At 39.1% G+C, this 26,998-nt stretch carries 20 protein-coding genes and 4 tRNA genes; 18 read left to right on the top strand and 6 right to left on the bottom strand.

All coding sequences use genetic code 11. The features are described 5' to 3' along the window. Positions 1 to 2: 2 nt before the first annotated feature. The 5 genes from IC572_RS06875 to pheS form a co-directional block, all read right to left on the bottom strand. The gene (locus IC572_RS06875; protein WP_187855579.1) at positions 3 to 1,661 is read right to left on the bottom strand and encodes a 30S ribosomal protein S1; all 1,659 of its coding nucleotides are present in this window, start codon (positions 1,659 to 1,661) and stop codon (positions 3 to 5) included. A gap of 121 nt (positions 1,662 to 1,782) precedes the next feature. After that, entirely contained in the window at positions 1,783 to 2,607 is an 825-nt protein-coding gene (locus IC572_RS06870; protein ID WP_000403563.1) for a 4-hydroxy-3-methylbut-2-enyl diphosphate reductase, read from the bottom strand. Then, complete coding sequence (gene aroA, locus IC572_RS06865; RefSeq protein WP_187855577.1) at positions 2,597 to 3,886, bottom strand: 3-phosphoshikimate 1-carboxyvinyltransferase; 1,290 nt, start codon at positions 3,884 to 3,886, stop codon at positions 2,597 to 2,599. The genes IC572_RS06870 and aroA overlap by 11 nt, the downstream gene beginning before the upstream one ends. 25 nt (positions 3,887 to 3,911) lie before the next feature. Then, on the bottom strand, positions 3,912 to 6,206 hold the full coding sequence (gene pheT / locus IC572_RS06860; RefSeq protein ID WP_187855575.1) for a phenylalanine--tRNA ligase subunit beta: 2,295 nt from the start codon (positions 6,204 to 6,206) through the stop codon (positions 3,912 to 3,914). Then, positions 6,206 to 7,192, bottom strand: a complete 987-nt coding sequence (pheS, locus tag IC572_RS06855) for a phenylalanine--tRNA ligase subunit alpha (protein WP_187855573.1) — start codon at positions 7,190 to 7,192, stop codon at positions 6,206 to 6,208. Before pheS ends, pheT begins: the two co-directional genes overlap by 1 nt. An 81-nt stretch (positions 7,193 to 7,273) precedes the next feature. On the opposite strand from pheS, the gene IC572_RS06850 reads away from it, so the two are divergent. The 12 genes from IC572_RS06850 (at position 7,274) to IC572_RS06795 (ending at position 18,198) form a co-directional block, all read left to right on the top strand. Beyond that, complete coding sequence (locus tag IC572_RS06850; RefSeq protein ID WP_001100348.1) at positions 7,274 to 7,588, top strand: histidine triad nucleotide-binding protein; 315 nt, start codon at positions 7,274 to 7,276, stop codon at positions 7,586 to 7,588. Positions 7,589 to 7,606: 18 nt separating this feature from the next. Next, positions 7,607 to 8,929 (top strand): aminotransferase class V-fold PLP-dependent enzyme, encoded by a 1,323-nt coding sequence (locus IC572_RS06845; RefSeq protein WP_187855571.1) that lies wholly within the window; start codon positions 7,607 to 7,609, stop codon positions 8,927 to 8,929. Positions 8,930 to 8,954: 25 nt separating this feature from the next. Continuing rightward, positions 8,955 to 9,545 carry a DUF3972 domain-containing protein gene (locus tag IC572_RS06840; protein WP_000352070.1) on the top strand — a complete coding sequence of 197 codons (591 nt, stop codon included), beginning with the start codon at positions 8,955 to 8,957 and terminating at the stop codon, positions 9,543 to 9,545. Positions 9,546 to 9,649: 104 nt separating this feature from the next. Beyond that, entirely contained in the window at positions 9,650 to 12,040 is a 2,391-nt protein-coding gene (locus IC572_RS06835) for a molybdopterin guanine dinucleotide-containing S/N-oxide reductase (RefSeq protein ID WP_187855569.1), read from the top strand. A gap of 173 nt (positions 12,041 to 12,213) precedes the next feature. Next, positions 12,214 to 12,720 (top strand): hypothetical protein, encoded by a 507-nt coding sequence (locus IC572_RS06830; RefSeq protein ID WP_187855568.1) that lies wholly within the window; start codon positions 12,214 to 12,216, stop codon positions 12,718 to 12,720. Beyond that, positions 12,717 to 14,243 carry a glutamine-hydrolyzing GMP synthase gene (guaA, locus tag IC572_RS06825; protein ID WP_187855567.1) on the top strand — a complete coding sequence of 509 codons (1,527 nt, stop codon included), beginning with the start codon at positions 12,717 to 12,719 and terminating at the stop codon, positions 14,241 to 14,243. Before IC572_RS06830 ends, guaA begins: the two co-directional genes overlap by 4 nt. Positions 14,244 to 14,326: 83 nt before the next feature. Then, positions 14,327 to 15,079: an HpaA2 protein gene (gene hpaA2, locus IC572_RS06820; protein WP_187855566.1), complete on the top strand. Its 753-nt coding sequence runs from the start codon at positions 14,327 to 14,329 to the stop codon at positions 15,077 to 15,079. A 182-nt stretch (positions 15,080 to 15,261) separates the two neighbouring features. Beyond that, positions 15,262 to 15,339: transfer RNA gene (locus IC572_RS06815), tRNA-Pro, on the top strand. Positions 15,340 to 15,406: 67 nt separating this feature from the next. Beyond that, positions 15,407 to 15,483 (top strand) — tRNA-His (locus IC572_RS06810). Positions 15,484 to 15,543: 60 nt separating this feature from the next. Next, positions 15,544 to 15,620, top strand: a tRNA-Arg gene (locus IC572_RS06805). 22 nt (positions 15,621 to 15,642) lie between these two features. Then, positions 15,643 to 15,719, top strand: a tRNA-Arg gene (locus tag IC572_RS06800). Positions 15,720 to 16,326: 607 nt separating this feature from the next. Then, positions 16,327 to 18,198 (top strand): mechanosensitive ion channel family protein, encoded by a 1,872-nt coding sequence (locus tag IC572_RS06795; protein ID WP_047419231.1) that lies wholly within the window; start codon positions 16,327 to 16,329, stop codon positions 18,196 to 18,198. Positions 18,199 to 18,200: 2 nt separating this feature from the next. Here the strand turns inward: IC572_RS06795 and cfaS are convergent, their stop codons facing one another. Then, the gene (gene cfaS, locus IC572_RS06790; protein ID WP_000623802.1) at positions 18,201 to 19,370 is read right to left on the bottom strand and encodes a cyclopropane fatty acid synthase; all 1,170 of its coding nucleotides are present in this window, start codon (positions 19,368 to 19,370) and stop codon (positions 18,201 to 18,203) included. Positions 19,371 to 19,538: 168 nt separating this feature from the next. On the opposite strand from cfaS, the gene metG reads away from it, so the two are divergent. From metG to speA, 6 genes are read left to right on the top strand one after another with little or no spacing between them, the layout of a single operon-like run. Further along, complete coding sequence (metG, locus tag IC572_RS06785; protein ID WP_187855565.1) at positions 19,539 to 21,503, top strand: methionine--tRNA ligase; 1,965 nt, start codon at positions 19,539 to 19,541, stop codon at positions 21,501 to 21,503. Further along, positions 21,504 to 22,511, top strand: coding sequence for a ferrochelatase (locus tag IC572_RS06780; RefSeq protein ID WP_187855564.1), 1,008 nt, complete (start codon positions 21,504 to 21,506; stop codon positions 22,509 to 22,511). 3 nt (positions 22,512 to 22,514) lie between these two features. After that, positions 22,515 to 23,300, top strand: coding sequence for a tRNA 5-methoxyuridine(34)/uridine 5-oxyacetic acid(34) synthase CmoB (cmoB, locus tag IC572_RS06775; protein WP_187855563.1), 786 nt, complete (start codon positions 22,515 to 22,517; stop codon positions 23,298 to 23,300). Positions 23,301 to 23,314: 14 nt separating this feature from the next. Further along, a complete protein-coding gene (locus IC572_RS06770; protein ID WP_001158316.1) occupies positions 23,315 to 23,743 on the top strand; it encodes a hotdog domain-containing protein in 429 nt (142 codons plus the stop codon). Positions 23,744 to 23,747: 4 nt separating this feature from the next. Further along, on the top strand, positions 23,748 to 24,917 hold the full coding sequence (locus IC572_RS06765; protein ID WP_187855562.1) for a glycosyltransferase family 4 protein: 1,170 nt from the start codon (positions 23,748 to 23,750) through the stop codon (positions 24,915 to 24,917). Positions 24,918 to 24,931: 14 nt separating this feature from the next. Next, complete coding sequence (gene speA / locus IC572_RS06760; protein WP_001158589.1) at positions 24,932 to 26,779, top strand: arginine decarboxylase; 1,848 nt, start codon at positions 24,932 to 24,934, stop codon at positions 26,777 to 26,779. Positions 26,780 to 26,998: the final 219 nt, after the last annotated feature.

Raw genomic sequence — 26,998 nt, 5'->3', positions numbered from 1 at the left:
CTTTAGAGTTTTTCTTTAAGAATATCCCCTAAAGTCATTTTATCATCGCTCGTGTTAAAAGCTTGCAATTCTTCTTTTTCTTTTTTGCGCTCTAACCTATGCACAGAAGCGCGCACCTTGTTATTAGATTTTTCAATCGCAACCACCACGCATGTGATTTCTTGGCCTATTTTGATTTCATCTTTTTTCAAGGGGTTCAAATCTTCATTTTTGATCAGCACATCAATGCCATCAGCATTAATGAAAACGCCAAAATCCTTAATACTCACCACTTTGCCTTGAATCACGCTGTCTGTTTTATGCTTTTGAGCGAATTCTTCTGTGGGGGAAGTCACCAAGTGCTTCGCGCTTAAAGAAATCTTCTTATCTTTTTTGTTGATTTTAAGGATTTTCACTTTGATCACATCGCCAATTTTATAGTGGTCTTTGCACTTTTTATCTTTATCCCAAAAAGCGTCATGATTGTGGAGCAAACCATCCACCCCACCCAGATTCAAAAACGCCCCAAAATCCGTTAAGGTCGCTACTTTGCCCTCTACAATATCCCCCACTTGGTGTTTGGATTCAAAAACATCAAAAGGCCTGTTAGTGAGTTGTTTTAAAGAAACCCTTAAGCGACGGTTTTTAGGATCAATGTCAATGATTTTCACATCAATCTCTTGCCCCACGCTCAAGTAATGGCTAGGGTGGCTGACATTTTTATCCCAAGAGATTTCAGAAACATGCAAAAAGCCTTCAATATCATTACCAATATCCACAAACACCCCGTAATGTTCAATATTGCTCACCACCACCTTAATGGCGTATCCGGGTTTTAGCTTGTCTTGGATCTCTTCCCATGGGTCTTCTATGGTCGCTTTTATGGAGAGTGAAAGGCGTCTTTTTTCTGCATCATAAGCGATGGCTTTGACATAGACTTCATCGCCCTCTTTGTAGTATTTTTCAGGATTGACTGGCCCTTTATGGCTGATTTCAGAATAATGGACCAAGCCCTCAATCCCCTTAGCTTCTACAAAAACGCCAAAAGGGGTGATCTGGCGCACAACCCCTAACACCGGCTCTTTAGCTTCTAACAATTCTTTAGAAACCTCAAGCTGCCATTTGTCATTGACTTCAAAGAATCGTTTGCGAGAAATATTGATAGAATGGTTTTCCTTATCCACACGAATAATGCACGCTTTAATGCGTTTACCGATATGGTTTGCGTCATTTTTTAAAGAAGAGTGCGAGCGGGAGAGAAAATATTCCACGCCTTGAGACTCCACGATATAACCCCCTTTATTCTTGCCTACAATCTTGCCCTCAATAATGGCGTTTTCATAGTTTTCGCCCAATTCTTCAATTTTGGCTTGAATCTTTTGTTGGGAGATGGCCTTTTTGTAAGAAACGCTAGGGTGTTCGCCTTTTTCGGACACATGCACGACAATGGGGTCATTTTTTTGATACATCAATTGCCCCTTTTCATCGGTGATCTCGCTCAAGGCCAAACGACCTTCTGTCTTACCGCCCACGCTCACCATGGCATACCCATCATTCTCATTAATGGAAACGATTAACCCTTCTTTGATAGTGCCTTTTTCTAGAGTTTCTTCTTTTTCTAAGAGTTTTGCGAAGTCTTCCTCCTCGTCATTAAAATACTGATCGTCTGCTATCTTGCTCATTGACTGCCTTACTATAAAATAAATATAAAATTCCTTAGGGGGATTGTATCCTTTTTTGGCTTACAAAATCGTTTAAAAATTAACAATTAGCGGTTTTTTTAAAGAAAATTTTCAAAACGTGTTAAATCGTGCTGATTTTTTGCTTGACATTTTCTATAATCCAATCCGGCGTGGAAGCCCCAGCGGTAATCCCGCACAATCTTTTATCCTTAAACCACGCTAACTCTAATTCGTTTTCATCTTCCACTAAGTAGCTGTCTTTGCAATGCTGTTTGGCGATGCTTAAGAGCTGTTTGGTGTTTGAAGAAGTTTTACCGCCCACGACTATCATAATATCCACTTCCTTACTCAAATCCAAAGCGGCTTTTTGGTTGTAGGAAGTGGCGTTACAAATCGTGTTAAAAATACGCACTTCAGTGCATCTTTCCACCAAATAAGAAGCGATTTGCAAGAGTTTTGGGGTTTGTTTGGTGGTTTGAGAGACTAAAGCCACTTTTCGTTGGAGCTTTTTTTCTTGCAATTCTTCTAAGGAATTGATGACTAAAGCCTGGTTAGTGGCATAGCTGATCACGCCCTTGACTTCAGGGTGGTTAATGTCTCCAAAAAGCACGATTTGATACCCTTCTTTACTCATGGATTCCACAATCTGTTGAGGTTTGATCACATACGGGCAAGTCGCATCAGTGATTTTGACCCCCTTATTTTTCAAGTATTCTAAATCCTGCTTAGGAATGCCATGGGTTCTTATGATCACGCTCTTATTTTTAGGGATTTTTTTAGGGTCTTCTTCAATTTTCACATTGAAGTTTTTTTCCAAACGATTGATTTCTTTAGCGTTATGAATGAGCGATCCAAAAATCAAGCTGTTTTGATTTTTTTCAGCGATTTGTATCGCTCTTTTGACGCCAAAACAAAAACCATAATCCTTAGCCATTTTAATTTCCATTAAGACTCCCTTTTTTGAATAGATTGAGTAAGCGTTTGAATTGCGGGAAAGAAATGTTTGCACATTCTAAATTATCAATTTCTAAAGGCAACGCTAAAGTTAAAACAGCAAAACTCATCGCAATCCTGTGGTCATTGAAGCTTTTGATAAGGGGGGGTTTTTTTTGAGAAAAGCGCTGTTTTAATTGGCTTATATCTTCTAATCCCTCTATGTAAAACCCGTCTTCAAACTCTTCGCACTCAATCCCTAAAGCTTTGAAATTAGAAACAACCGCTTTAATCCTATCGCTTTCTTTAGCTCGTAAATCTTTAGCGTTTTTCACCATGCTTTTGCCTTTTGCAAAAAGCATAGCGATACTTAAAGCGGGGATTTCATCAATAAGACTGGCGATATTTTGATTAATAGCGATCGCTTTTAAAGGGGCATGCTCTATGTAAATATCGCCAATCATTTCTAAATCTTTGGATTGGATAACATACTCTATGGAAGCGCCCATTTTTTTTAACGCTTCAAAAGCTTCTATGCGAGTGGGGTTGAGCAAGACATTTTTTAAAAGAAGGCGGCTTTTTGGCGCAATCGCGCAAGCGAGAGCGAAAAAAAACGCGCTAGACGGATCATTAGCTATAGTAAAATCAAAAGCTTCTAGGGGTTTTTCTAGGGGTGAAATCATTAAAACGCCGTCTTGATTGTGAATGTTAGCCCCCAAACTTTTAAGCATGATTTCTGTGTGGTTACGGCTAAGCTCATTTTCTTTATAGGTGCTTGTGCCTTGAGCTTGCAAAGCGCTTAAAATAAAAGCGCTTTTGACTTGAGCTGAAGCGATAGGGCTTTCATAATGGCAAGCTTTTAAAGGACTCCCTACAATCACTAAGGGGGCGAAATGGTTATCCTCTCTCCCTAAAATCCTTGCCCCAAAAGCTTTCAAAGGCTCAATGATTCTTTTCATGGGGCGCGCGTTTAAGGAATTGTCCCCGCTTAAAACAAAAAGGCCTTTTTGAGCGCTTAAAAGACCGCTGTATAAACGCATGCTAGTGCCAGAATTGTTGCAATTTAAAATCTTGTTAGGCTCTTTTATAGCCGTTGGAGGCGTGATTTTAAAAGAATTTTTAGCGGTATTTTCCACTTTAGCCCCTAAATTTTGAGCGATTTCCAAAGAGCTTAAACAATCTTCTCCCATTAAAAAATTCCGCACGAAACAAGGCTTTTGAGCGAGAAGGCTAAAAATAACGGCTCTGTGTGAGAGCGATTTATCGCTAGCGTTAATGTCAAGCTCCATCATGTATTATCCTTTGCTATCCTTTATGTTATCCCTTAAGGCGGGCGTTAAATTCTTTTTCTAAAATTTCAAGCGCTTTTTGCACGGCTGAATTGACCTCTTCATCATTTAAGGTTTTTTCTAAAGAATGGATCACGCAACGCACGCTTAAGGCTATGGCATTATCGCTTTCTTTAAAAATATCAAGGGGTAGAATCTCGCTTAAATTAGGGATTTGAGCGTCCTTTAAGGCTTTTTTAATCTTGCTAAAAGCGGTGTTTTCATCAATGATGAGAGTCAAATCCCTCACACTACTAGGGTAAATGCTAAAGGGTTTTAACAGCATGGCATGGCGTTTGAGTTTAGAAGCGTCTATCTCAGCGTAATAGCTTTCAAACAAATCCAATTCCTGGATCACTTTAGGGTGGATCTTGGCGATCACGCCTATGATTTCATTGTTTTGAATGATTTTAGCGCTCTGGTAGGGGTGGTTAATGGGGGTTTGAATGGTTAGTTTTTCCAAGCTAAAATCCCCTATAATTCTTGAAACGCATTCAGCGAAAGAATAAAAATCCCAAGCCTTGCCCTTAGCGTCAGGGTAGCTTTCTTTTTTTTGTAAGCCGCTTACTAAAAAGCCTAGTTTTTGGATCTCTTCTCTTTTAGCGTTATACACGCTCCCCTTTTCATAAAGGGCGATGCTTTTAAACCCTAAATTTTTATTCCTTAAGCTAGCGTCTAAAAGCCCGCAAACAAGACTCGTTCTTAGGGTGTTGAGATCCGTTGTGATAGGGTTTTGCAATTCTAGGGGATCTTCTAAAACTTCAAAGCCTAGTTTTTGCTGTTTTTCTTTAGAATAAAACACGTAATGAATGACTTCTTTAAAACCGCAAGCGAGAACCTTGTGTTTAAGGTTTTCAAAAAAGCGGTGCGTGTCATAATGGGGGTTTGAATTTTTACTGCTGACACAATGAAGAGGCTTTGAAATCAAATTATCAATCCCTACAAAGCGCAAAATTTCTTCAGCAATATCTTGGATCGTTTTAATGTCATGCCTGAAATTTGGCGCAACAACCTCTAAAACTTGGGGTTTTGAATTTGGCTCTTTTACGCTGACTTTAAAGCCTAAATTTTTTAAAATGCTTTGAATTTTTTCTTCTTCTACAGCAAGCCCCAAAATTTCGGTAATGTCTTCAAGTTGGAATTTAAGGGCACGATCTTTTAAAGAATGCTCAGTTTGTTTGCTTTCTAAAATCGTGGCTTTCAAATGAGCGCTTAAAAAATTCAAGCCGTCTGATAAATTAGGGTTACTCCCCCTAGCGCTCCTATAAATAAGGGCGTTGTCTTTTTGAAGCGTTTTATCTTTTAGAGCGTGTAATTTTAAAGACAGGCTTATCGGATCAGTATAACTCGCTTCTAAAAGCAAAAACTCGCTCAAATCTTTTTGAACTTGATGCTTGATAGCGATAGTGGAGCGTTTTTGATGGTTGATATAAACGCTTTCAAGGTTGTTTTTATCGTTTTTCACGCTCAAATCCATAGGGGTTGTATTCAGGCTATAAGCGTTCATTATTACCCCACTAAAATGCGCGCTGAATTCTATGAAATTGTTCAGATCGTTCTCACTTAAGGCGTTATTATGAGCGAGCGAAAGCTTGATGTTTAAAGGGGTTTTTAAAGAATGGTTGCAAATCAAATAATAAGCTAGATGCGATTCAATATTTTCACCCGCACTAAGCGTGATCAAATCGCTTGTTGGCGTAAAATTTAAAGCTTTAATGGGTTTTAGGGGCGTGTGATAAAAGGCGCTAATTTCTCTGGCAATACCTAAAACACTCAAGCAATCCCCACGATTGGGAGTCAATGAAATCTCTAAAACATGCGTGTTGAAAGGGGTGTATTCGTTTAATTCTTTCCCTAAAACCAACTCCCCAACGCTCTCATCTAATTCCAAGATGCCATCATTGATTTTAGGGAAGCCTAATTCAATGCTAGAGCAAATCATGCCATGGCTTTCAACCCCCCTAAGCTCCGTTTTAGCGATGGTGGTTGAGCCTATGATCGCTCCTTTGAGAGCGACTGGCGCAAATTGGTTTGGGGCGACATTTTTAGCCCCGCACACGATTTGCAACACTTCTTTACCCACATCCACTTGACACACGCTGAGTTTTTCGGCATTTTTATGGGGGGCTTTTTCTAAAACCTTACCCACAACCACATTGTTAGGAGCGATATAAGAAACACAGCTTTCCACTTCTAAGCCTAAGCGGCTCAAATCCTCACAGAGTTTGGCTATATCTTTAGGCGTATTGACAAAAACATTCAAATCATTGACGCTCAGTTTCATTAAAAACTCTCCAACACTCTCAAATCAGTTTCAAAGAAACTGCGTAAATCATTGATTTGACAAGTCAGCATGGCTAATCTTTCAATCCCCATGCCAAAGGCAAACCCGCTCACATTCTCATACCCTATGGCTTCAAACACCGCATTATTGACCATGCCACAGCCCAACACTTCTAGCCAGCCCGTGTGCGAGCAAACCCTACAGCCTTCTTGCTTGCAAAACACGCAACTAATATCCACTTCAGCGCTTGGCTCTGTGAAAGGGAAAAAGCTAGAGCGCCACCTTAATTTCACGCCGCCAAAGAAATAATGCAAAAAGTCTTCGATCACGCCCTTTAAGTGCGTGAAACGGATATTCCCTTTTTGATCCACGACAAGCCCTTCAATTTGGTGGAACATGGGCGTGTGGGTCAAATCATAATCGCGCCTAAAGGTTTCGCCTAAACAGATCATCTTAATGGGTGGGGTTTGTTCTTGCATGGTGTGGATTTGAACGGGCGAAGTGTGGGTCCTTAAAAGCTTGTGATCTTTAAAATAGAAAGTGTCTTGCATGTCTCTTGCAGGGTGGTAAGGGGGCAAGTTTAAAGCGCTGAAATTATGGAAATCATCTTCCACTAAAGAGCCGATTTCAAGCTTGTATCCTAATGGGGTGAAAAATTCAATGATTTTATTTTTAGTATAATTCAAAGGGTGAGAAGAGTTTGTTTTGGTAGCGTTAAACAAACTCACATCAATTTTTTCTTTTTTCAAGCGTTCTTCTAATTCAAACTCCATAATAGCCTTTTTTTTCCATTCAAAGGCCTTTTCAAACGCTTGTTTATAATGGTGGATTTCTTTAGCAAAGGCGTTTTTTTCTTCGCCGTTCAGATTTTTGAGCTGGTTGAATTTATCCGCAAAAACCCCTTTTTTACCCAAAGCATTCAAACGCGCTTCTTCTAATTCTTTGCTGTTAGTAACCTTTTCTAAGCGTTCTATCAAGGTGTGCAATAACGATCCTTCTATTTTATTTTTAAAAAGCTATAATACAACTTTAATAAAAGAAAAACCTTAAAAGGGAGTAAAAAGAGCATGAATGTGTTTGAAAAAATAATCCAAGGCGAAATCCCTTGTTCTAAGATTTTAGAAAACGAGCGTTTTTTATCCTTTTATGACATTAACCCTAAAGCCAAAGTGCATGCGTTAGTGATCCCTAAACAAAGCATTCAGGATTTTAATGGCATCACTCCAGAGCTTATGGCTCAAATGACAAGTTTTATTTTTGAAGTGGTGGAAAAATTAGGCATCAAAGAGAAAGGTTACAAGCTTTTAACGAATGTGGGTAAAAACGCAGGGCAAGAGGTGATGCATTTGCATTTTCATATTTTAAGCGAGGATATGCATTAAAAGCATTGGTGGGATTTCATGCAAGCGTTTTTAAACAGGAGTTTTGCTCCCTTACTCAACCCTAACGAGAATCCTTTAGAACAGGTTAAATCCAGTATTATTTTAAAAAAAGGGGTGTCTTATTTTGACTGGGGGGCTTCAGGCTTGGCGAGCACTTTAGTGGAAAAGCGCGTGAAATCCTTACTGCCTTATTACGCGAACGCTCATTCTGTCGCTTCTAAGCATGCGATTTTAATGGGCATGCTTTTAAAAGAGTGCCAAGAAAAGTTAAAGCGTTCTTTAAACTTAAGCGAAAATCATTGCGTCTTGAGCGCGGGGTATGGGGCGAGCTCAGCGATTAAGAAATTTCAAGAAATTTTAGGGGTGTGTATCCCTTCAAAAACGAAGAAAAATTTAGAGCCGTATTTGAAAGATATGGCTTTAAAGCGTGTGATTGTGGGGCCTTATGAGCATCATTCTAATGAGATTAGCTGGCGTGAAGGTTTGTGTGAAGTGGTGCGTATCCCTTTAAATGAACATGGTTTGTTGGATTTAGAAATTTTAGAGCAAATTTTAAAAAAATCCCCTAACAGCTTGGTTTCTGTGAGCGCGGCTTCTAATGTAACCGGACTGCTCACGCCCTTAAAAGAAGTTTCATCATTGTGCAAGAAATATAAGGCCGCTTTGGCTTTGGATTTAGCGAATTTTAGCGCGCATGCTAACCCTAAAGATTGCGAATACCAAACCGGTTTTTATGCGCCTCATAAGCTTTTAGGAGGCATTGGAGGGTGCGGTCTTTTAGGCATTTCTAAAGATTTGATTGACACGCAGATCGCTCCGAGTTTTAGTGCAGGGGGCGTGATTAAATACGCTAATTGCACACGGCATGAATTTATTGATGAATTGCCTTTAAGAGAAGAGTTTGGCACGCCAGGATTGTTGCAATTTTACAGGAGCGCTTTAGCGTATCAATTAAGAGATGAATGCGGTTTGGATTTTATCCATAAGAAAGAAAACAACCTTTTAAGGGTGCTTATGCATGGCTTAAAAGACTTGCCCGCTATTAATATTTATGGGAACTTAACAGCGAGTCGTGTGGGGGTAGTGGCTTTTAATATTGGAGGGATTTCGCCTTATGATTTAGCGAGGGTTTTAAGCTATGAATACGCTATTGAGACCCGGGCAGGTTGCTCTTGCGCGGGGCCTTATGGGCATGATTTATTGAATCTTAACGCTCAAAAGTCAAGCGATTTTAACGCTAAACCCGGATGGCTTAGAGTGAGCTTGCACTTCACGCATTCCATAAACGATATTGATTATTTGCTAGACAGCTTGAAAAAAGCGGTTAAAAAATTGCGTTAAGCTAAAACTATTTTTAAGGAAAAATTTGGATATTTTAGATTTGAATAAAGCGCAAGCGGTGCAACAAAATGAACAAGAGGTAGAGGATAAAGAAAAAGAGTCTAAAGAGCCGGTGGTTTTAGAAGATTTGAGCGCTTTAGCATGGCTTGAATTAGAAGAGTTTAGCCGCCTTTCAGGGCTTCCTAAAGAAAGGATTTTGGAATTAGTGAATCTTGGTAAAATCAAAAGCAAAATAAGCCACAACAAGCTTTTAATTGACGCGAGCAGCGGGACAAACGCTTTAATCAAAAAAGTAGAAAACAATTTGATTTCTATGGATATGAACGGGCGTTCTTTAGAGCCTGTGTTTGTGGAAAAAACCATTAACACGATTTTAAACTTGCATGATAAAGTCATTGGTGCTAAAGATGAAACGATTTCAGCCTTTAAAAATGAAAACATGTTTTTAAAAGACGCTTTAATCTCTATGCAAGAAGTCTATGAAGAAGATAAAAAAACCATTGATCTTTTGCGAGATGAACTCAACCAAGCGAGAGAAGAAATTGAATTTATGAAGAGGAAATACCGCTTGATGTGGGGGAAAGTCGCTGACATGAGCAGCGTGAATAAAAAGTAGTTTAAATTAACGCCCATGCTTTGAGGGCTTATTAGCGGTAATTTTATGTGAATATATGTTAGAATTTGGGGTGTTTTAACAGAATGCAAGCTTGAAGGAGAATCATGTCCATTTCACGCAGAAGTATCCTAACAAAAATCCCAATCGCGCTCGCTAGCGCTAATGTTTTGAAAGCTGTTGGTGTTTTTGAAAAAGTAGAATCCATTCCGCATGCAACGCATTTTGGCCCCTTTATCGCAAAGGTTCAAAATGGAGTGATTAAAGATGTTGTCCCCCAAAAGAGCGATTATAACCCTACCATGATGTTAAAAGCGATGGCAGATAGGGTGTATTCAGATAGTAGGGTGAAGTATCCTTGCGTGCGTAAGAGCTTCTTAGAAAACAAAAAAAACCACAAAGAATTGCGCGGGAGAGAAGAATTTGTGCGCGTGAGCTGGGATGTGGCGTTGGATTTAGCGGCTAAAAAGCTTAAAGAAATCCCTAAAGAAAACATCTATAATGCCAGTTATGGTGGTTGGGGGCATGCGGGCAGCTTGCATCGTTGCCATCATTTAACATGGCGTTTTTTTAATACGACTTTAGGGGGGGCTATTGGCACTGATGGGGAATATAGTAATGGCGCGGCCGCAAGAATAAACCCTATGATTGTAGGGGATATGGAAGTTTATTCGCAACAAACCACGCATGAAGAGATGATTAAAAATTGTAAGGTGTATGTCATGTGGGGGGCGGATTTATTCAAGTGCAACCGCATTGATTATTTTGTGCCAAACCATGTCAATGACAGCTACTACCCTAAGTATAAAAGAGCTGGTATTAAATTCATTAGTATTGATCCCATTTATACCGAAACCGCTCAAGCCTTCAGTGCTGAATGGATACCCATTCGCCCTAACACTGATGTAGCGTTGATGCTAGGCATGATGCATTATCTTTATACAAGCAATCAATACGATAAAGCGTTTATCGCTAAATACACTGATGGCTTTGATAAATTCTTACCCTATTTGCTAGGAGAGAGCGATAAGGCGCCTAAGACTTTAGAATGGGCGTCTCAAATCACTGGAGTGAGTGCAGAAAAAATCAAAGAATTAGCGGATTTATTTGTCTCTAAGCGCACTTTTTTAGCGGGTAATTGGGCCATGCAAAGAGCTCAGTATGGCGAGCAACCGGATTGGGCGTTAATTGTTTTAGCCAGCATGATTGGTCAAGTGGGCTTATCGGGTGGGGGCTTTGGCTTTTCTATGCATTATGGAGGGAACGCTCAAGCGAGCTCGGGGGCAAGAATTGTTCCTATGATTTCGCAAGGGCATAATTCTGTAAAAAGCGTTATTCCAGCATCTAGAATTTCTGAAGCGATTTTGAATCCGGATAAAGAAATTGATTTTATGGGTAAAAAACTCAAATTACCTAAAATCAAAATGATTTATAATTGTGGGGCGGATTTGTTAGGGCATGAAGCTGATACAAACGAGCTGATTCGCGCTTTAAGGACCTTAGATTGCGTGATCGTGCATGAGCCTTGGTGGACGCCTACGGCAAAATTTGCTGATATTGTCTTTGCTTCCACTAGCACTATGGAAAGAGATGATATTACTTTTGGAGGGAGTTATTCTAAGAATGTGGTTTATGCCATGCGTAAAGTGGTAGAGCCTGTTTATGAATCTAAAGACGATTATGAGATTTTCAGGCAGCTTGCTTTACGCATTGGGGGCAATGAAACAGAGCAGAAATTCACTGAATCTAAGAGTTACATGGAATGGATTAAGGGCCTTTATGAAAAAAGCGATGGCCCTACTTTGAAATCGTTTGATCAATTTTGGAGGGATGGCTTTGTGGAGTTTGAAATCCCTGAAAATGCGAGAAAGTTTGTGCGTCATGCGAAATTCAGGCAAGACCCTATCGCTAACAAGCTGGATACAGAGAGCGGGAAAATTCAAATTTTTTCTCAAAAATGCGCGGATTTTAAACTGGCTGATTTTAAAGGGCATCCTACTTGGTTTGAGCCAGCTGAGTGGCTAGGTTCTAAAATGGCTGAGATTTATCCGTTCCATTTAATCTCTCCGCACCCAAAATACCGTGTCAATTCACAGCTTGATAACACTTGGGTTAGGAATGTGTATAAAATTCAAGGCAGAGAGCCTGTAATGATCAACGAACTAGACGCTAATAAATTAGGCATTAGGCATGGTGAAATTGTAGAAGTGTTTAACGCTAGGGGGAGGTTGTTGGCAGGGGCGTTTGTAACTAAGAACATCCGTCAAGGGGTTTTGAGTATCCAAAAAGGGGCGTGGTATGACCCAGAAGATGAGAGGGTTAGAAACCCACGATGCAATGCAGGGCATGTGAATACGCTCACTTCTTTACGCCCCACAAGCAGCATGACACAAGCCATTTCAGCCAATACCGCTTTAGTCAATATCAGAAGACTTAGAAGGTATGAATTAGTCAAACCCTACCATTCTATTTCAACACCAAGCATCATTGGGGCTTAAACGGAGTGAAAATACTAGCATGAGAGTGTTTTTACCCAATAAAGACTTAATAACTAAAGACTTGACTACTAGCCAAGCCAAAGCGTGGGGTGATTCTCAATTTTTATATTATAATACTTTGTGTCATGTAACTTGTGGTTATGCAACCGATGATAAGTCAAGGATTATAAAAGATGAGCGTTTTTCAAACGAGTTTGAAATGTTGCGTGGGGTTGGTTTTATCTGTGGGGGTCTTATTAGGGGATTTTAAAGCTTTTAAGGTTAGGGTGGATAAAAGTTTAGCTCTGCCCTTTTTAAATGTGCTTTCATTAGCTTTTAAACAAGACATGAGAAAAGAGGTCGTTTTTGTTTTCACCAAAAGCAACAAATTGAGTAAAAAAGTCCTTTGTGGTTTTGACGCTTTTTTATTGCCTGAGACCCTAATGAGCGGCATGCCTAAAAAAGCGCTATTCCATAAGGAGTTTTTATTCCAATCTAAAGAAAGTAAGACGCTCTATGCGTTTTCGCTGATTGATTCTCAATATTGCTCAAAAGGTGGGAATTACAGATACGAATTAGAAAAATTAGAACGCTGGTTTGTGCAAAAAGCGCCTGAGTTAGCTGAGAGCCACAGAGTGGATTATAAGAGCCAGTATGATAAAACACAAACAAAAAAACTAAAAATAAAGAATGAGCGATGATTTTAGTATTAGATTTTGGGAGCCAATACACACAGCTGATTGCTAGAAGATTGAGAGAGAGCGGGATTTATGCAGAAATAGTCCCTTTTTTTGAAAGCATAGAAAACATTCAAAAAAAAGCCCCTAAAGGTTTGATTTTGAGTGGGGGACCAGCGAGTGTGTATGCTAAAGACGCTTACAAGCCTAGCGAGAAAATCTTTGATTTGAATTTGCCGATTTTAGGGATTTGCTACGGCATGCAGTATTTGGTGGATTTTTTTGGGGGCGTGGTGGCTTGCGCGAATGAGCAAGAATTTGGTAAGGCTGTTTTAGAGATCACTCAAGATTCTGTGATTTTTGAAGGCGTGAAGATTAAAAGCCTTGTGTGGATGAGCCATATGGATAAAGTCATAACATTACCTAAAGGCTTCACTACCCTTGCAAAAAGCCCTAATTCCCCCCATTGCGCGATTGAAAACGGCAAGATTTTTGGCTTGCAATTCCACCCAGAAGTCATTCAAAGCGAAGAAGGGGGTAAGATTTTAGAAAATTTTGCCCTTTTAGTTTGCGGCTGTGAAAAAACTTGGGGGATGTGGCATTTCGCTCAAAGAGAAATCGCACGATTGAAAGAAAAAATTGCTAACGCTAAGGTTTTGTGCGCGGTGAGTGGGGGCGTGGATTCTACGGTGGTCGCTACGCTATTACACAGAGCCATTAAGGATAATTTGATCGCTGTTTTTGTGGATCATGGCTTGTTGCGTAAAAATGAAAAAGAAAGGGTGCAAGCGATGTTTAAAGACTTGCAAATCCCTTTAAACACGATAGACGCTAAAGGAATCTTTTTGTCTAAATTAAAGGGCGTGAGCGAGCCTGAATTGAAGCGAAAAATCATCGGTGAGACCTTTATTGAAGTGTTTGAAAAAGAAGCCAAGAAGCACCATTTAAAAGGCAAAATTGAGTTTTTAGCCCAAGGCACTTTATACCCTGATGTGATTGAATCCGTGAGCGTTAAAGGGCCTTCAAAAGTGATCAAAACCCACCATAATGTGGGCGGACTGCCTGAATGGATGGACTTTAAACTCATAGAGCCTTTAAGGGAATTGTTTAAAGATGAGGTGCGCTTATTGGGTAAAGAATTGGGCGTTAGCCAGGATTTTTTAATGCGCCACCCCTTTCCAGGGCCTGGGCTTGCTGTAAGGATTTTAGGCGAGGTTAGTGAGGATAAAATCAAGCGCTTGCAAGAAGCGGATTTTATTTTTATAGAGGAGCTTAAAAAGGCGGATTTGTATGATAAGGTTTGGCAAGCCTTTTGCGTGCTATTGAATGTCAATTCTGTGGGGGTGATGGGGGATAATCGCACTTATGAAAACGCTATTTGTTTAAGAGCGGTAAACGCGAGCGATGGCATGACAGCGAGCTTTTCATTTTTAGAGCATTCTTTTTTAGAGAAGGTTTCTAATCGTATCACTAATGAAGTGAATGGTATCAATAGGGTGGTGTATGATATTACTTCTAAGCCGCCAGGAACGATTGAATGGGAATGATTATCTTAAAAATAGCGCCAAAAGTGGGATTTTTTGGGTAAGATTAGGAATTGATTTTAAAGAAAAAGAAAGAAAGGAATTTAATGAAAAAAGGTAGTTTGGCAATCGTTTTAGGATCGTTATTAGCGAGTGGGGCGTTTTATACGGCTCTAGCTGATGGAATGCCTGCAAAGCAACAGCAGCACAATAACATGGGCGAGTCCGTGGATTTGCATTTCCACTATCCTATTAAAGGCAAGCAAGAGCCTAAAAACGGCCATTTAGTTGTCTTAATCGATCCTAAGATAGAGGCTAATAAAGTTATCCCTGAAAATTATCAAAAAGAGTTTGAGAAGTCTTTGTTCTTGCAATTGAGTAGTTTTTTAGAGAGGAAAGGCTATAGCGTTTCGCAATTTAAAGATGCTAGCGAAATCCCTCAAGACATCAAAGAAAAAGCGTTGCTCGTTTTACGCATGGACGGGAATGTGGCTATCTTAGAAGATATTGTAGAAGAGAGCGATGCGCTTAGCGAAGAAAGAGTGATAGACATGTCTTCAGGGTATTTGAACTTGAATTTTGTTGAGCCAAAAAGTGAAGATATTATCCATAGTTTTGGTATTGATGTTTCAAAGATTAAGGCTGTGATTGAAAGAGTGGAATTGCGGCGTACCAATTCTGGAGGTTTTGTCCCCAAAACTTTTGTGTATAAGATTAAGGAAACTGACCATGACCAAGCCATTAGAAAGATCATGAATCAAGCCTATCACAAAGTGATGGTGCATATTACCAAAGAGTTAAGCAAAAAACACATGGAACGTTATGAAAAAGTTTCTAGCGAGATGAAAAAGCGAAAGTAGTTTTTTAGAAACGAAAAGCTTAGAATCATTTAGAGCTGTTTTTAAAAAAGCAGCTTTTAAAAGGGTGGGGGAGTTGGATTAGGTGTTTTTTGAGCGTTAATTTTGATTTTTAGCGGTATTTTTGAAAAATTGCACTCAAAAATTAGAAAATTCAGCTATAATAACGCTTCATGTGAAAATTTCGGGGCGTAGCGCAGTCTGGTTAGCGCACTTGGTTTGGGACCAAGGGGTCGAAGGTTCGAATCCTTTCGCCCCGACCACTTTTTTGCATAATTTATTGTTCTGTTTAAGATTCTTTGGTAGAATATCGCTTCCTTTCATTGAATGGTGGGAGTAGCTCAGTCGGTTAGAGCATCAGATTGTGGTCCTGAGGGTCGTGGGTTCAATTCCCATCTTCCACCCCATCTCATTAAATAAGCGTTTTTACCAAGTTTATGTTAGTCATTCCTTTATTTGAATTGTAAGCGTTCGTAGCTCAATTGGATAGAGCACCAGACTTCGGATCTGGGGGTTAGGGGTTCGACTCCCTTCGGGCGTACCACCTAACATTAATACCATTCAATGCGCTTGTAGCTCAGCTGGATAGAGCAACAGCCTTCTAAGCCGTAGGTCGCAGGTTCGAGTCCTGCCAAGCGCACCACTTTTGACATTCTTTAAAGAGGAGTTATGGATTCTTTAGAGTGGGGATTACTCATTTTCTTAATTCTTGTTTTTCTTATAGGCATAGGATACTACATTTTTATGGTTTTTTCTTCTAAAGATTGATCATTAAAAATAGCTCAATCACAAGAAGTAGGGTTGGAAACTCCTAAAACACAAATCTTGCATGAAAACATTGATAAAAGCGGTTATAAAAACCTAAAAAGTGAAACAGGAAAGTGAAACATGCAAGAATAAAAGATATGCACATTATCCGTGACTTTATTGCACCGAACATGGAAAGCTTTTTGACTACGGCCTATGCGAAATCCTACTATAAAAATATTAAAAATATTAAATAAAGCAAGATTTGTTAAAAATTAAGGCTGTATTTTAATTGTAAAATGTAAAAATACTCAAAGCATCGCATCAAGCGGTATAGCGATCTAAAAAGAGGCTCACAATTGAGCTAAAGCCCGCTTTTTAGGGATAAATAAAAAGTGCTTTCAAATTGCATGGGTAACTTTATGGGGCGAAGCGTTTCTAATTTTTGGTATAATCGCTAGAAATTATGAGAAAGATTTTATCTTGTTTGAGTGGGGTTTTGCATGCGTTTATTATTGTGGTGGGTATTGGTATTATCGCTCTTTTTAAATCCTTTGAGAGCGGTTGAAGAGCATGAAACAGATGCGGTGGATTTGTTTTTGATTTTCAATCAAATCAACCAACTCAATCAAGTCATTGAAACTTACAAGAAAAACCCTGAAAGAAGTGCTGAAGTCTCTCTGTATAACACCCAAAAGAATGATTTGATTAAAAGTTTGACTTCTAAAGTGTTGAATGAAAGGGATAAGATCGGGATTGATATCAATCAAAATTTAAAAGAGCAGGAAAAAATCAAAAAGCGTTTGTCTAAAAGCATTAAGGGCGATGATTTCTACACTTTCATGAAAGACAGATTGTCTTTAGATATTTTGTTGATAGATGAAATTTTGTATCGTTTTATAGATAAAATCAGGAGCAGTATTGATATTTTTAGCGAACAAAAAGATGTGGAAAGTATCAGCGATGCTTTCCTTTTGCGTTTAGGGCAATTCAAACTCTACACTTTCCCTAAAAATTTAGACAATGTCAAAATGCATGAATTAGAGCAGATGTTTAGCGATTATGAATTGCGTTTGAACACTTACACTGAAGTCTTGCGTTACATTAAAAACCACCCTAAAGAAGTGCTTCCTAAAAACTTGATCATGGAAGTGAATATGGATTTTGTGTTAAACAAAATCAGTAAGGTTTTGCCTTTCACAACCCATAGCTTGCAAGTGAGTAAGATCGTGCTAGCTTTGATGATTTTAGCCTTATTGCTGGGTTTAAGGAAGTTGATCACTTGGCTTTTAGCCTTATTGTTAGATCGTATTTTTGAAATCATGCAGCGCAATAAAAAAATGCATGTCAATGTGCAAAGCAGCATTGTTTCGCCGGTTTCTGTCTTTTTAGCGTTATTTAGTTGCGATGTGGCTTTAGATATTTTCTACTACCCTAACGCATCGCCTCCTAAAGTTTCTATGTGGGTGGGTGCGGTGTATATCATGCTTTTAGCATGGTTAGTGATAGCACTCTTTAAAGGCTATGGGGAAGCGTTAGTTACGAATATGGCTACCAAAAGCACGCACAATTTTAGAAAAGAAGTGATCAACTTGATTTTAAAAGTCGTGTATTTTTTGATCTTTATTGTCACGCTTTTAGGGGTTTTGAAACAACTGGGGTTTAACGTTTCAGCCATCATCGCTTCTTTAGGGATTGGGGGGTTAGCGGTGGCTTTGGCGGTTAAAGATGTGTTGGCGAATTTTTTTGCTTCGGTCATTTTATTATTAGACAATTCGTTTTCTCAAGGGGATTGGATCGTGTGCGGTGAAGTGGAGGGTACGGTGGTGGAAATGGGGTTAAGGCGCACCACGATCAGAGCCTTTGACAACGCTCTTTTGTCCGTGCCTAATTCAGAGTTAGCCGGAAAACCCATCAGGAATTGGAGCCGTCGTAAAGTGGGAAGGCGTATTAAAATGGAAATAGGCTTAACCTATAGCTCTAGCCAAAGCGCTTTACAGCTTTGTGTGAAAGACATTAAAGAAATGTTAGAAAACCACCCTAAAATTGCTAATGGAGCCGATAGCGCTTTGCAAAACGCGAGCGATTACCGCTACATGTTTAAAAAAGATATTGTTTCTATTGACGATTTTTTAGGGTATAAAAACAATCTGTTTGTCTTTTTAGATCAGTTTGCGGACAGCTCTATTAATATTTTAGTGTATTGCTTTTCTAAAACAGTGGTTTGGGAAGAGTGGCTAGAAGTCAAAGAAGACGTGATGCTAAAAATCATGGGGATTGTGGAAAAGCACCATTTGAGTTTTGCTTTCCCATCACAGAGTTTGTATGTGGAGAGTTTGCCAGAAGTTAGCCTGAAAGAAGGGGCTAAAATCTAAAATTATTGGTAGATGTATTCTTTGGTTAAGGGGAAAGTGTTATCCACGCTGTTGGTTAAAAGCAATTGGAATAAATCCGCGCTCCCCACCCTGAAAGCGGAAGCACAAGTCCTTAAATACAGATCCCACATGCGGATAAAGCGTTCATCATAGCCGAGTCTTTTCACTTGGTCTAGATTGTGGTTGAAGTTGTCTCGCCAAATGTCTAAAGTCTTAGCGTAATGGATGCGTAAGCTTTCAGCCATGAGCAAGTGGAAGTCGCATTCGCTCATCACGCTCATCACTTCCCTTAAAGAGGGCAAGTAGCCACCCGGAAAAATGTATTTATCCACCCATGCGTTAGTCTTGCCTTCAAAACAGCATAAAATGGAGTGGAGCAAAAACATCCCGCCCGTTTTTAACACTTCTTTAACTTTTTTGAAATAAAAGGGCAAATTATCCTTACCCACATGCTCAAACATGCCCACGCTCACCACCTTATCAAAGCGGTATAAGCGCCCATCTAAATCCTGGTAATTCAATAACTTGATCGTTACCCTATCTTCTAACCCTAGCTCTTGGACTCGTTTGTTAGCCTGTTTGTATTGCTCGCTAGAAATGGTGATCCCCATCACTTCCGCCCCGTATTCTTGTGCAGCTTTTACAGAGAGATAGCCCCAACCACAGCCTATATCCAGCAGTTTTTCGCCAGGCTTTAGGTGGAGCTTTTTTAAAGTGTGATCTAATTTTTGGAGCTGGGCGGCATGGAGGGTGTCATCGTCTTTTTTGAAATACGCGCATGAATAGCTTAAGGTTTCATCTAACCAGATAGAATAAAAGTCATTCCCTAGATCGTAATGTTTAGAAATGTTGGAGCTTTCTTTGATGGGTTTTTGGATAGCTTTAGCGTTATCATGTTTGTGCAAATGCTCATAATTGGTTTGCAAATACAAAGAATGCATCACTTCATCCATAGAGCCTTCAATATCAATCACGCCATCCATATAAGCCTCAGCAATCGTCAAAGACATGTCTTTTTTAATGTCGCTAAATTTCAGGGGGCGATGGATTTTAAGGGTGAATTTAGGCGAATGTTCGCCATTCCTATAAACGCTATTGTCCCAAAAAACGACCTGATAATCGCCGTTTTTCCACTGCTTGAACATGCTTTTGAGCAAAAATTTTGAAATCATCTGTCTATTCCTTGAACTCTTTTTCAATTTTTTGAGCGTTAATTATAATGAATTTTAAGCTAAAAACACCCCATGAATAAGCATAAATTCAACCTCTATTCTCTAAATTTTTAAAAGCATGTTAAAATTAAGAGATTTAAACAAATTTAAGGTAACACGATTATAAAGATGCAAAAATCACTGATCACAACCCCCATTTATTATGTGAATGACATCCCTCATATTGGCCATGCTTATACGACTTTGATTGCGGACACTTTAAAGAAGTATTACACGCTCCAAGGCGAAGAAGTCTTTTTTTTAACCGGCACCGATGAGCATGGGCAAAAGATCGAACAAAGTGCGAGACTAAGGAATCAAAGCCCCAAAGCTTACGCCGATAGCATTAGCGCGATTTTTAAAAACCAGTGGGATTTTTTCAATTTGGATTATGATGGTTTTATCCGCACCACAGACAGCGAGCATCAAAAATGCGTGCAAAACGCCTTTGAAATCATGTTTGAAAAAGGGGATATTTATAAAGGCACTTATAGCGGGTATTATTGCGTGAGCTGTGAGAGTTATTGCGCGATCTCTAAAACGGACAACACGAACGATAAAGTCCTATGCCCTGATTGCTTGAGGGAGACCACGCTTTTAGAAGAAGAGAGTTATTTTTTCAGATTGAGCGCGTATGAAAAGCCTTTATTGGAGTTTTACGCTAAAAACCCTGAAGCGATTTTGCCTATTTATCGTAAAAATGAGGTAACTTCTTTTATTGAGCAGGGTTTATTGGATCTGTCTATCACGCGCACGAGCTTTGAATGGGGCATTCCTTTGCCTAAAAAAATGAACGATCCTAAACATGTGGTGTATGTTTGGCTGGACGCTTTATTGAATTATGCGAGCGCGTTAGGGTATTTGAATGATTTAGACAATAAAATGGCGCATTTTGAATGCGCTAGGCATATTGTGGGTAAAGATATTTTGCGCTTCCATGCCATTTATTGGCCGGCTTTTTTGATGAGTTTGAATTTGCCTCTATTCAAACAGCTTTGCGTGCATGGGTGGTGGACGATAGAGGGCGTGAAAATGAGTAAGAGCTTGGGTAATGTTTTAGACGCTCAAAAGCTCGCTATGGAGTATGGGATTGAGGAATTACGCTATTTTTTATTGCGTGAAGTGCCTTTTGGGCAAGATGGGGATTTTTCTAAAAAAGCGTTAATAGAAAGGATTAATGCGAATTTGAACAACGATTTGGGGAATTTGTTGAATCGTTTGCTAGGCATGGCTAAAAAATATTTTAACCATTCTCTAAAAAGCGCCAAAATCACTGCGTATTATTCTAAAGAGCTAGAAAAAGTGCATCAAATTTTAGATAACGCTAATTCTTTTGTGCCTAAAATGCAATTGCATAAAGCTTTAGAGGAATTGTTTAATATTTATGATTTTTTAAACAAACTCATCGCTAAAGAAGAGCCGTGGGTTTTGCACAAAAACAACGAATCAGAAAAACTAGAAGCCTTATTGAGTTTGATCGCAAACGCGCTGTTGCAATCAAGCTTTTTGCTTTATGCGTTCATGCCAAAGAGTGCTATGAAATTAGCGAGTGCTTTTCGTGTAGAAATCACGCCCAATAATTACGAACGCTTTTTTAAGGCTAAAAAATTACAAGATATGGTTTTACAAGACACCGAGCCTTTATTTTCCAAAATGGAGAAAATTGAAAAGACTGAAAAAGGGGAAAAAGAAGCCCCACCAGAAAAAACAGAAAAAAACGAAAAAGAAAAAAAAGATAGAAAAGAAAAAGCCCCACTAAAACAAGAAAACTATATCGGCATTGAGGATTTCAAAAAAGTAGAGATCAAAGTGGGGCTTATCAAAGAAGCTCAAAGGATTGAAAAATCCAATAAATTATTGCGCTTGAAAGTGGATTTAGGCGAAAATCGTTTGAGGCAGATCATCTCAGGGATCGCTTTGGATTATGAGCCTGAAAGTTTGGTGGGGCAAATGGTGTGCGTGGTGGCTAATTTAAAGCCTGCAAAGCTTATGGGCGAAATGAGTGAGGGCATGATTTTAGCGGTGCGAGATAGCGATAATCTGGCTTTAATTAGCCCTACCAGAGAAAAAATCGCAGGAAGTTTGATCAGCTAAATGCGATTAGGGGTGAATGAAGCCGTAGAATTGAGTTTGGGCGAATTGCAAAACACGCCCTCAATCAGCTATTTTAATTCCATTGTTTTGTCTTTAAATAAGGTGCAAAAAGGTTCTTTATTTGTGGCTAAGGATCATGCCCTCATTCCTAAAGCATTAGAGTTAGGGGCTTATGGGATTTTATACACAGGAGAATATCCTTTAAGCGATAGAGATGTGGCATGGATCAAGCTTAAAGATATAGAGCATTCTTTGAACCATTTGTTTAAATTTTGCTTGTTGAATGAGCGCGTGGTCGGGGCGCTGTTAAGCCCCATAGAATTAGAGATCGCTTCTAAAATCATCGTGAGCGAATTTGTATGGTGCTTGAAAGAGAGCCTTGAAGATTTGTTCATTATAGAGGGGTGTAAAATAGCCTTTTTTGATAAATTGGAGTGGCTCCATTTGTTTTATAAGCAGGAGCGCTTGAAAGAAGATTTGAAAGAAAGTCGTTTAATGATTCTCAACCAATCGTTTTTTTGCAGCGCTTTAGTCTATGAAAAACAAGAATACGAATTAAAAATGCCATGCATTTTTTTAGAGCCTTTAAAAAGGGTGATTCAATTGTGCGAGAAATTACAAATTGAATTTGATTTGAATCTTTTAGGCAAAAAAGAATACCCACTAGATCATTGCAAACCCTTTTTTGTGAATAAGAATCTAGAGATAGCCCCTTATGGCACAACAGCAAGGGTGATTGTCGCTGAGACTTCAAAAGAATTGTTTGAAATGATGCTTCAAAAAGCCCTTGAGACTTTATCGTGGGGGAAAATTGTCGTGTTTTGTCGTAAAAACAGTGCGGCTTTCTTTGAAAAAAATAACCCTTATTGTTACACCACCCAAAACAACTTAAAAGAGCAATTAAAAAATTTAGCGTTTAATTTCGCTTTTATTTATGGGATTAGATCCCATCATTTAGAATCCCTTTTAAACCCCCCCTTTTTTAAAAAAACCCCCACGCTATGGTAAGTCATGCTCATTTGTAACGATAAAATTAATCCAAAAACCCTTTTAGAAGAAATCATGGCGTTAAGGCCATGGCGTAAAGGCCCTTTTGAAATTTCTCAAATTAAGATTGATAGCGAATGGGATAGCTCCATTAAATGGGATCTAGTCAAAAACGCCACTCCTTTAAAAGATAAGATTGTGGCTGATGTGGGTTGCAATAACGGCTATTACTTGTTTAAAATGCTAGAACATGGGCCTAAAAGTTTGGTGGGGTTTGATCCGGGCGTTTTAGTCAAAAAACAATTTGAATTTTTAGCCCCCTTTTTTGATAAAGAAAAAAAAATCATTTATGAGTCTTTAGGGGTAGAGGGTTTGCATGAAAAATACCCTAACGCTTTTGATGTCATTTTTTGCTTAGGGGTGTTATACCATAGAAAAAGCCCGCTAGAGGCTTTAAAAGCCTTGTATCATGCTTTAAAGATAAAAGGGGAGCTGGTGTTGGATACCTTAATCATTGATTCGCCCCTAGACATCGCCCTTTGCCCTAAAAAAACTTACGCTAAAATGAAAAATGTTTATTTTATCCCTAGTGTTAACGCTTTAAAAGGGTGGTGCGAAAGGGTAGGGTTTGAAAATTTTGAGATTCTTAGCGTTTCAAAGACCACGCTTAAAGAACAGCGTAAAACGGATTTTATTTTGGGGCAGAGTTTGGAAGATTTTTTGGATAAAACGGATCCCTCTAAAACTTTAGAGGGGTATGACGCTCCTTTGAGAGGGTATTTTAAAATGCTCAAACCAAGCAAGCTTTAATAAAGGATTAAATAGTGCAAGAATCAGTCGTTCGTGTGGATTATGACTCTTTAGAGACTTGTAAGAATTTCAAACCAAGCGTTGGCACTGAACTGGTCGTTTTAGAAAAAGATATAGCCCATGCGCGTTTCAAGGGCAATGAAAGCATGGTGTATGAAGAAAATTTTGTGCATGCCGGGTTTGTGCTTATTGCGTGCAATTATGCGGCCTTGTGCGCGTTGAATAAAAGGCACAGCGTGGTGGTTTCTAATAACATCAATTTTTATGCCCCCCTAGAATTGAATCAAGAAGCACTCATTAAAGCGCAAGTCATTCAAGATGGCGTGAAAAAAGCTGAAATAAAAATAGAGGCGTTTGTGTTAGACATTCAGGTTTTAGAGGGAATGATAGAAATCGTGGTGTTTGATAAAAAGCCTTTTAAATTCAATTTTAAAGAAGAGTAGTTAAATGGTTATTGTTTTAGTCGTGGATAGCTTTAAAGACACCAGTAATGGCACTTCTATGACAGCGTTTCGTTTTTTTGAAGCGCTGAAAAAAAGAGGGCATGTGATGAGAGTGGTTGCCCCTCATGTGGATAATTTAGGGAGTGAAGAAGAAGGGTATTACAACCTTAAAGAGCGCTACATCCCCCTAGTTACAGAAATCTCACACAAACAACACATTCTTTTTGCTAAACCCGATGAAAAAATTTTAAGAAAGGCTTTTAAGGGAGCGGATATGATCCACACTTACTTGCCTTTTTTGCTAGAAAAAACAGCCGTAAAAATCGCGCGAGAAATGCAAGTGCCTTATATTGGATCTTTCCATTTACAGCCAGAGCATATTTCTTATAACATGAAATTGGGGCAATTTTCTTGGTTTAACATGATGCTTTTTTCGTGGTTTAAATCTTCGCATTACCGCTATATCCACCATATCCATTGCCCCTCAAAATTCATTGTAGAAGAATTAGAAAAATACAACTATGGAGGGAAAAAATACGCTATTTCTAACGGCTTTGATCCCATGTTTAAATTTGAACACCCGCAAAAAAGCCTTTTTGACACTACGCCCTTTAAAATCGCTATGGTAGGGCGCTATTCTAATGAAAAAAATCAAAGCGTTCTCATTAAAGCGGTTGCTTTAAGCCGATACAAACAAGACATTGTATTATTGCTCAAAGGCAAAGGGCCTGATGAGAAAAAAATCAAACTTCTAGCCCAAAAACTAGGCGTAAAAACGGAGTTTGGGTTTGTCAATTCCCATGAATTGTTAGAGATTTTAAAAACCTGCACCCTTTATGCGCACACAGCCAATGTGGAAAGCGAAGCGATTGCGTGTTTAGAAGCCATTAGCGTGGGGATTGTGCCTGTTATCGCTAATAGCCCTTTAAGCGCGACCAGGCAATTTGCGCTAGATGAACGATCGTTATTTGAGCCTAATAACGCTAAAGATTTGAGCGCTAAAATAGATTGGTGGTTAGAAAACAAGCTTGAAAGAGAAAGAATGCAAAACGAATACGCTAAAAGCGCTTTAAATTACACTTTAGAAAATTCAGTCATTCAAATTGAAAAAGTTTATGAAGAAGCGATCAGAGATTTTAAAAACAACCCCCATCTCTTTAAAACCTTATCGTGATAAAAGGATAAAAAATGCAAGAAGTCCATGATTATGGGATTAATTTTTGGAGCAATAACGAATTTAAGATAGAAAAAGGCTTGGTTAAAGTCTGTCATGGCAAAAACCCCTCGCTTTTGGAAATCGTTCAAAGCGTGCGCGATAAGGGTTATAGAGGGCCTTTGTTGGTGCGATTCCCCCATTTGGTGCAAAAACAAATCAAAAGTTTGTTTGATGCGTTTTCTTCAGCGATTAAAGAGTATCAATACAGCGGGGCTTTTAAGGCGGTTTTCCCTTTAAAAGTCAATCAAATGCCCTCGTTTGTTTTCCCTTTAGTGCAAGGGGCTAAGGGCTTGGATTACGGGTTAGAAGCCGGGAGCAAGTCTGAGCTCATCATTGCGATGAGTTACACTAACCCTAAAGCCCCTATCACCGTGAATGGCTTTAAAGACAAAGAAATGATTGAGCTTGGCTTTATCGCTAAAAGCATGCAGCATGAGATCACTTTAACGATTGAGGGTTTGAATGAATTAAAAACCATTATCGCCGTGGCTAAACAAAACGATTTTGTAGCATGCCCTAAAATTGGCATTCGTATCCGTTTGCACAGCGCTGGCACTGGCGTTTGGGCAAAGAGCGGGGGGATCAATTCTAAATTTGGTCTTAGCAGCACTGAAGTTTTAGAAGCGATGCGCCTTTTAGAAGAAAACGACTTACTAGAGCATTTCCACATGATACATTTCCACATAGGCTCTCAAATCAGCGATATTTCGCCCTTAAAAAAGGCTTTAAGAGAAGCGGGTAACTTGTATGCAGAATTGCGTAAAATGGGCGCTAAAAATCTCAATAGCGTGAATATTGGAGGGGGGTTAGCCGTAGAATACACCCAACACAAGCACCACCAAGACAAGAACTACACTTTAGAAGAATTCAGCGCTGATGTGGTGTTTTTATTGAGAGAAATTGTGAAAAATAAGCAAGAAATCGAGCCGGATATTTTCATTGAATCAGGCCGTTACATTTCCGCTAACCATGCCGTTTTAGTGGCCCCGGTGTTAGAATTGTTTTCGCATGAATACAATGAAAAATCCCTAAAAATCAAAGAAAGTAATAACCCCCCCTTGATTGATGAAATGCTAGACTTGCTCGCTAATATCAATGAAAAAAATGCCATTGAATACTTGCATGATAGTTTTGATCACACCGAGTCGCTATTCACGCTTTTTGATTTGGGCTATATTGATTTGATTGACAGGAGTAACACTGAAGTTTTAGCCCATTTGATCGTCAAAAAAGCGGTGCAATTGCTTTATGTTAAGGATCATAACGATATTTTACGCATTCAAGAGCAGGTCCAAGAGCGCTATTTGTTGAATTGCTCGTTTTTCCAAAGTTTGCCGGATTATTGGGGTTTGAGGCAGAATTTCCCGGTCATGCCCTTGAATAAATTAGATGAAAAGCCCACCAGGAGCGCGAGCTTGTGGGATATTACTTGCGATAGCGATGGGGAAATCGCTTTTGATTCCACGAAGCCCTTGTTTTTGCATGATATAGATATAGATGAAGAAGAATACTTTTTAGCGTTTTTTTTAGTGGGAGCGTATCAAGAAGTTTTAGGCATGAAACACAATTTATTCACGCACCCTACGGAATTTAGCGTGGTTTTTGATGAAAAAGGCGATTATGAAGTGGAAGATATTTGTGAAGCCCAAACGATTTTAGACGTGCTAGACGATTTGGACTATGACACTAAAGAAATTGAGCGCCTTTTAAAACAAAAAATTGAAGACAACAACCAACTGGACATGGAAGAAAAGAAAGAAATCATGGGGCGCTTGTATGTCATGCTGAGCGAAAACGGGTATTTGCGCACGATTTCTTAAAAGAACGCTATAAATGGATTTAAACGGCTTTAATCGCTATAAATCAATAAGGGAATGAAAAAAGAAAAAATAAAAGAATAAAAGAGAGATCAAAAAAAAAGAGCCACCCCACATGGGGGGGTTTAGTTTTCTAAATTTTCAGCCTCGCCCTCGTTTTTATCGGCTAAATCCTCATCGCCCTCATCTCGTAGTCCATAGTTACCAAGATTATCGGCTAAT

The sequence above is a fragment of the Helicobacter pylori genome, from assembly GCF_014496485.1.
GTDB classification, from domain to species: domain Bacteria; phylum Campylobacterota; class Campylobacteria; order Campylobacterales; family Helicobacteraceae; genus Helicobacter; species Helicobacter pylori_DD.
This window is presented reverse-complemented; position numbering and strand designations above follow the sequence as displayed.

Bases quoted from the DNA above. Each gene is read 5' to 3' on its own strand.
- IC572_RS06875 (WP_187855579.1), bottom strand. From the start codon at position 1,661: ATGAGCAAGATAGCAGACGATCAGTATTTTAATGACGAGGAGGAAGAC.
- IC572_RS06870 (WP_000403563.1), bottom strand. From the start codon at position 2,607: ATGGAAATTAAAATGGCTAAGGATTATGGTTTTTGTTTTGGCGTCAAA.
- aroA (WP_187855577.1), bottom strand. From the start codon at position 3,886: ATGATGGAGCTTGACATTAACGCTAGCGATAAATCGCTCTCACACAGA.
- pheT (WP_187855575.1), bottom strand. From the start codon at position 6,206: ATGAAACTGAGCGTCAATGATTTGAATGTTTTTGTCAATACGCCTAAA.
- IC572_RS06850 (WP_001100348.1), top strand. From the start codon at position 7,274: ATGAATGTGTTTGAAAAAATAATCCAAGGCGAAATCCCTTGTTCTAAG.
- IC572_RS06845 (WP_187855571.1), top strand. From the start codon at position 7,607: ATGCAAGCGTTTTTAAACAGGAGTTTTGCTCCCTTACTCAACCCTAAC.
- IC572_RS06835 (WP_187855569.1), top strand. From the start codon at position 9,650: ATGTCCATTTCACGCAGAAGTATCCTAACAAAAATCCCAATCGCGCTC.
- IC572_RS06830 (WP_187855568.1), top strand. From the start codon at position 12,214: ATGAGCGTTTTTCAAACGAGTTTGAAATGTTGCGTGGGGTTGGTTTTA.
- guaA (WP_187855567.1), top strand. From the start codon at position 12,717: ATGATTTTAGTATTAGATTTTGGGAGCCAATACACACAGCTGATTGCT.
- hpaA2 (WP_187855566.1), top strand. From the start codon at position 14,327: ATGAAAAAAGGTAGTTTGGCAATCGTTTTAGGATCGTTATTAGCGAGT.
- IC572_RS06795 (WP_047419231.1), top strand. From the start codon at position 16,327: ATGCGTTTATTATTGTGGTGGGTATTGGTATTATCGCTCTTTTTAAAT.
- cfaS (WP_000623802.1), bottom strand. From the start codon at position 19,370: ATGATTTCAAAATTTTTGCTCAAAAGCATGTTCAAGCAGTGGAAAAAC.
- metG (WP_187855565.1), top strand. From the start codon at position 19,539: ATGCAAAAATCACTGATCACAACCCCCATTTATTATGTGAATGACATC.
- IC572_RS06780 (WP_187855564.1), top strand. From the start codon at position 21,504: ATGCGATTAGGGGTGAATGAAGCCGTAGAATTGAGTTTGGGCGAATTG.
- cmoB (WP_187855563.1), top strand. From the start codon at position 22,515: ATGCTCATTTGTAACGATAAAATTAATCCAAAAACCCTTTTAGAAGAA.
- IC572_RS06765 (WP_187855562.1), top strand. From the start codon at position 23,748: ATGGTTATTGTTTTAGTCGTGGATAGCTTTAAAGACACCAGTAATGGC.
- speA (WP_001158589.1), top strand. From the start codon at position 24,932: ATGCAAGAAGTCCATGATTATGGGATTAATTTTTGGAGCAATAACGAA.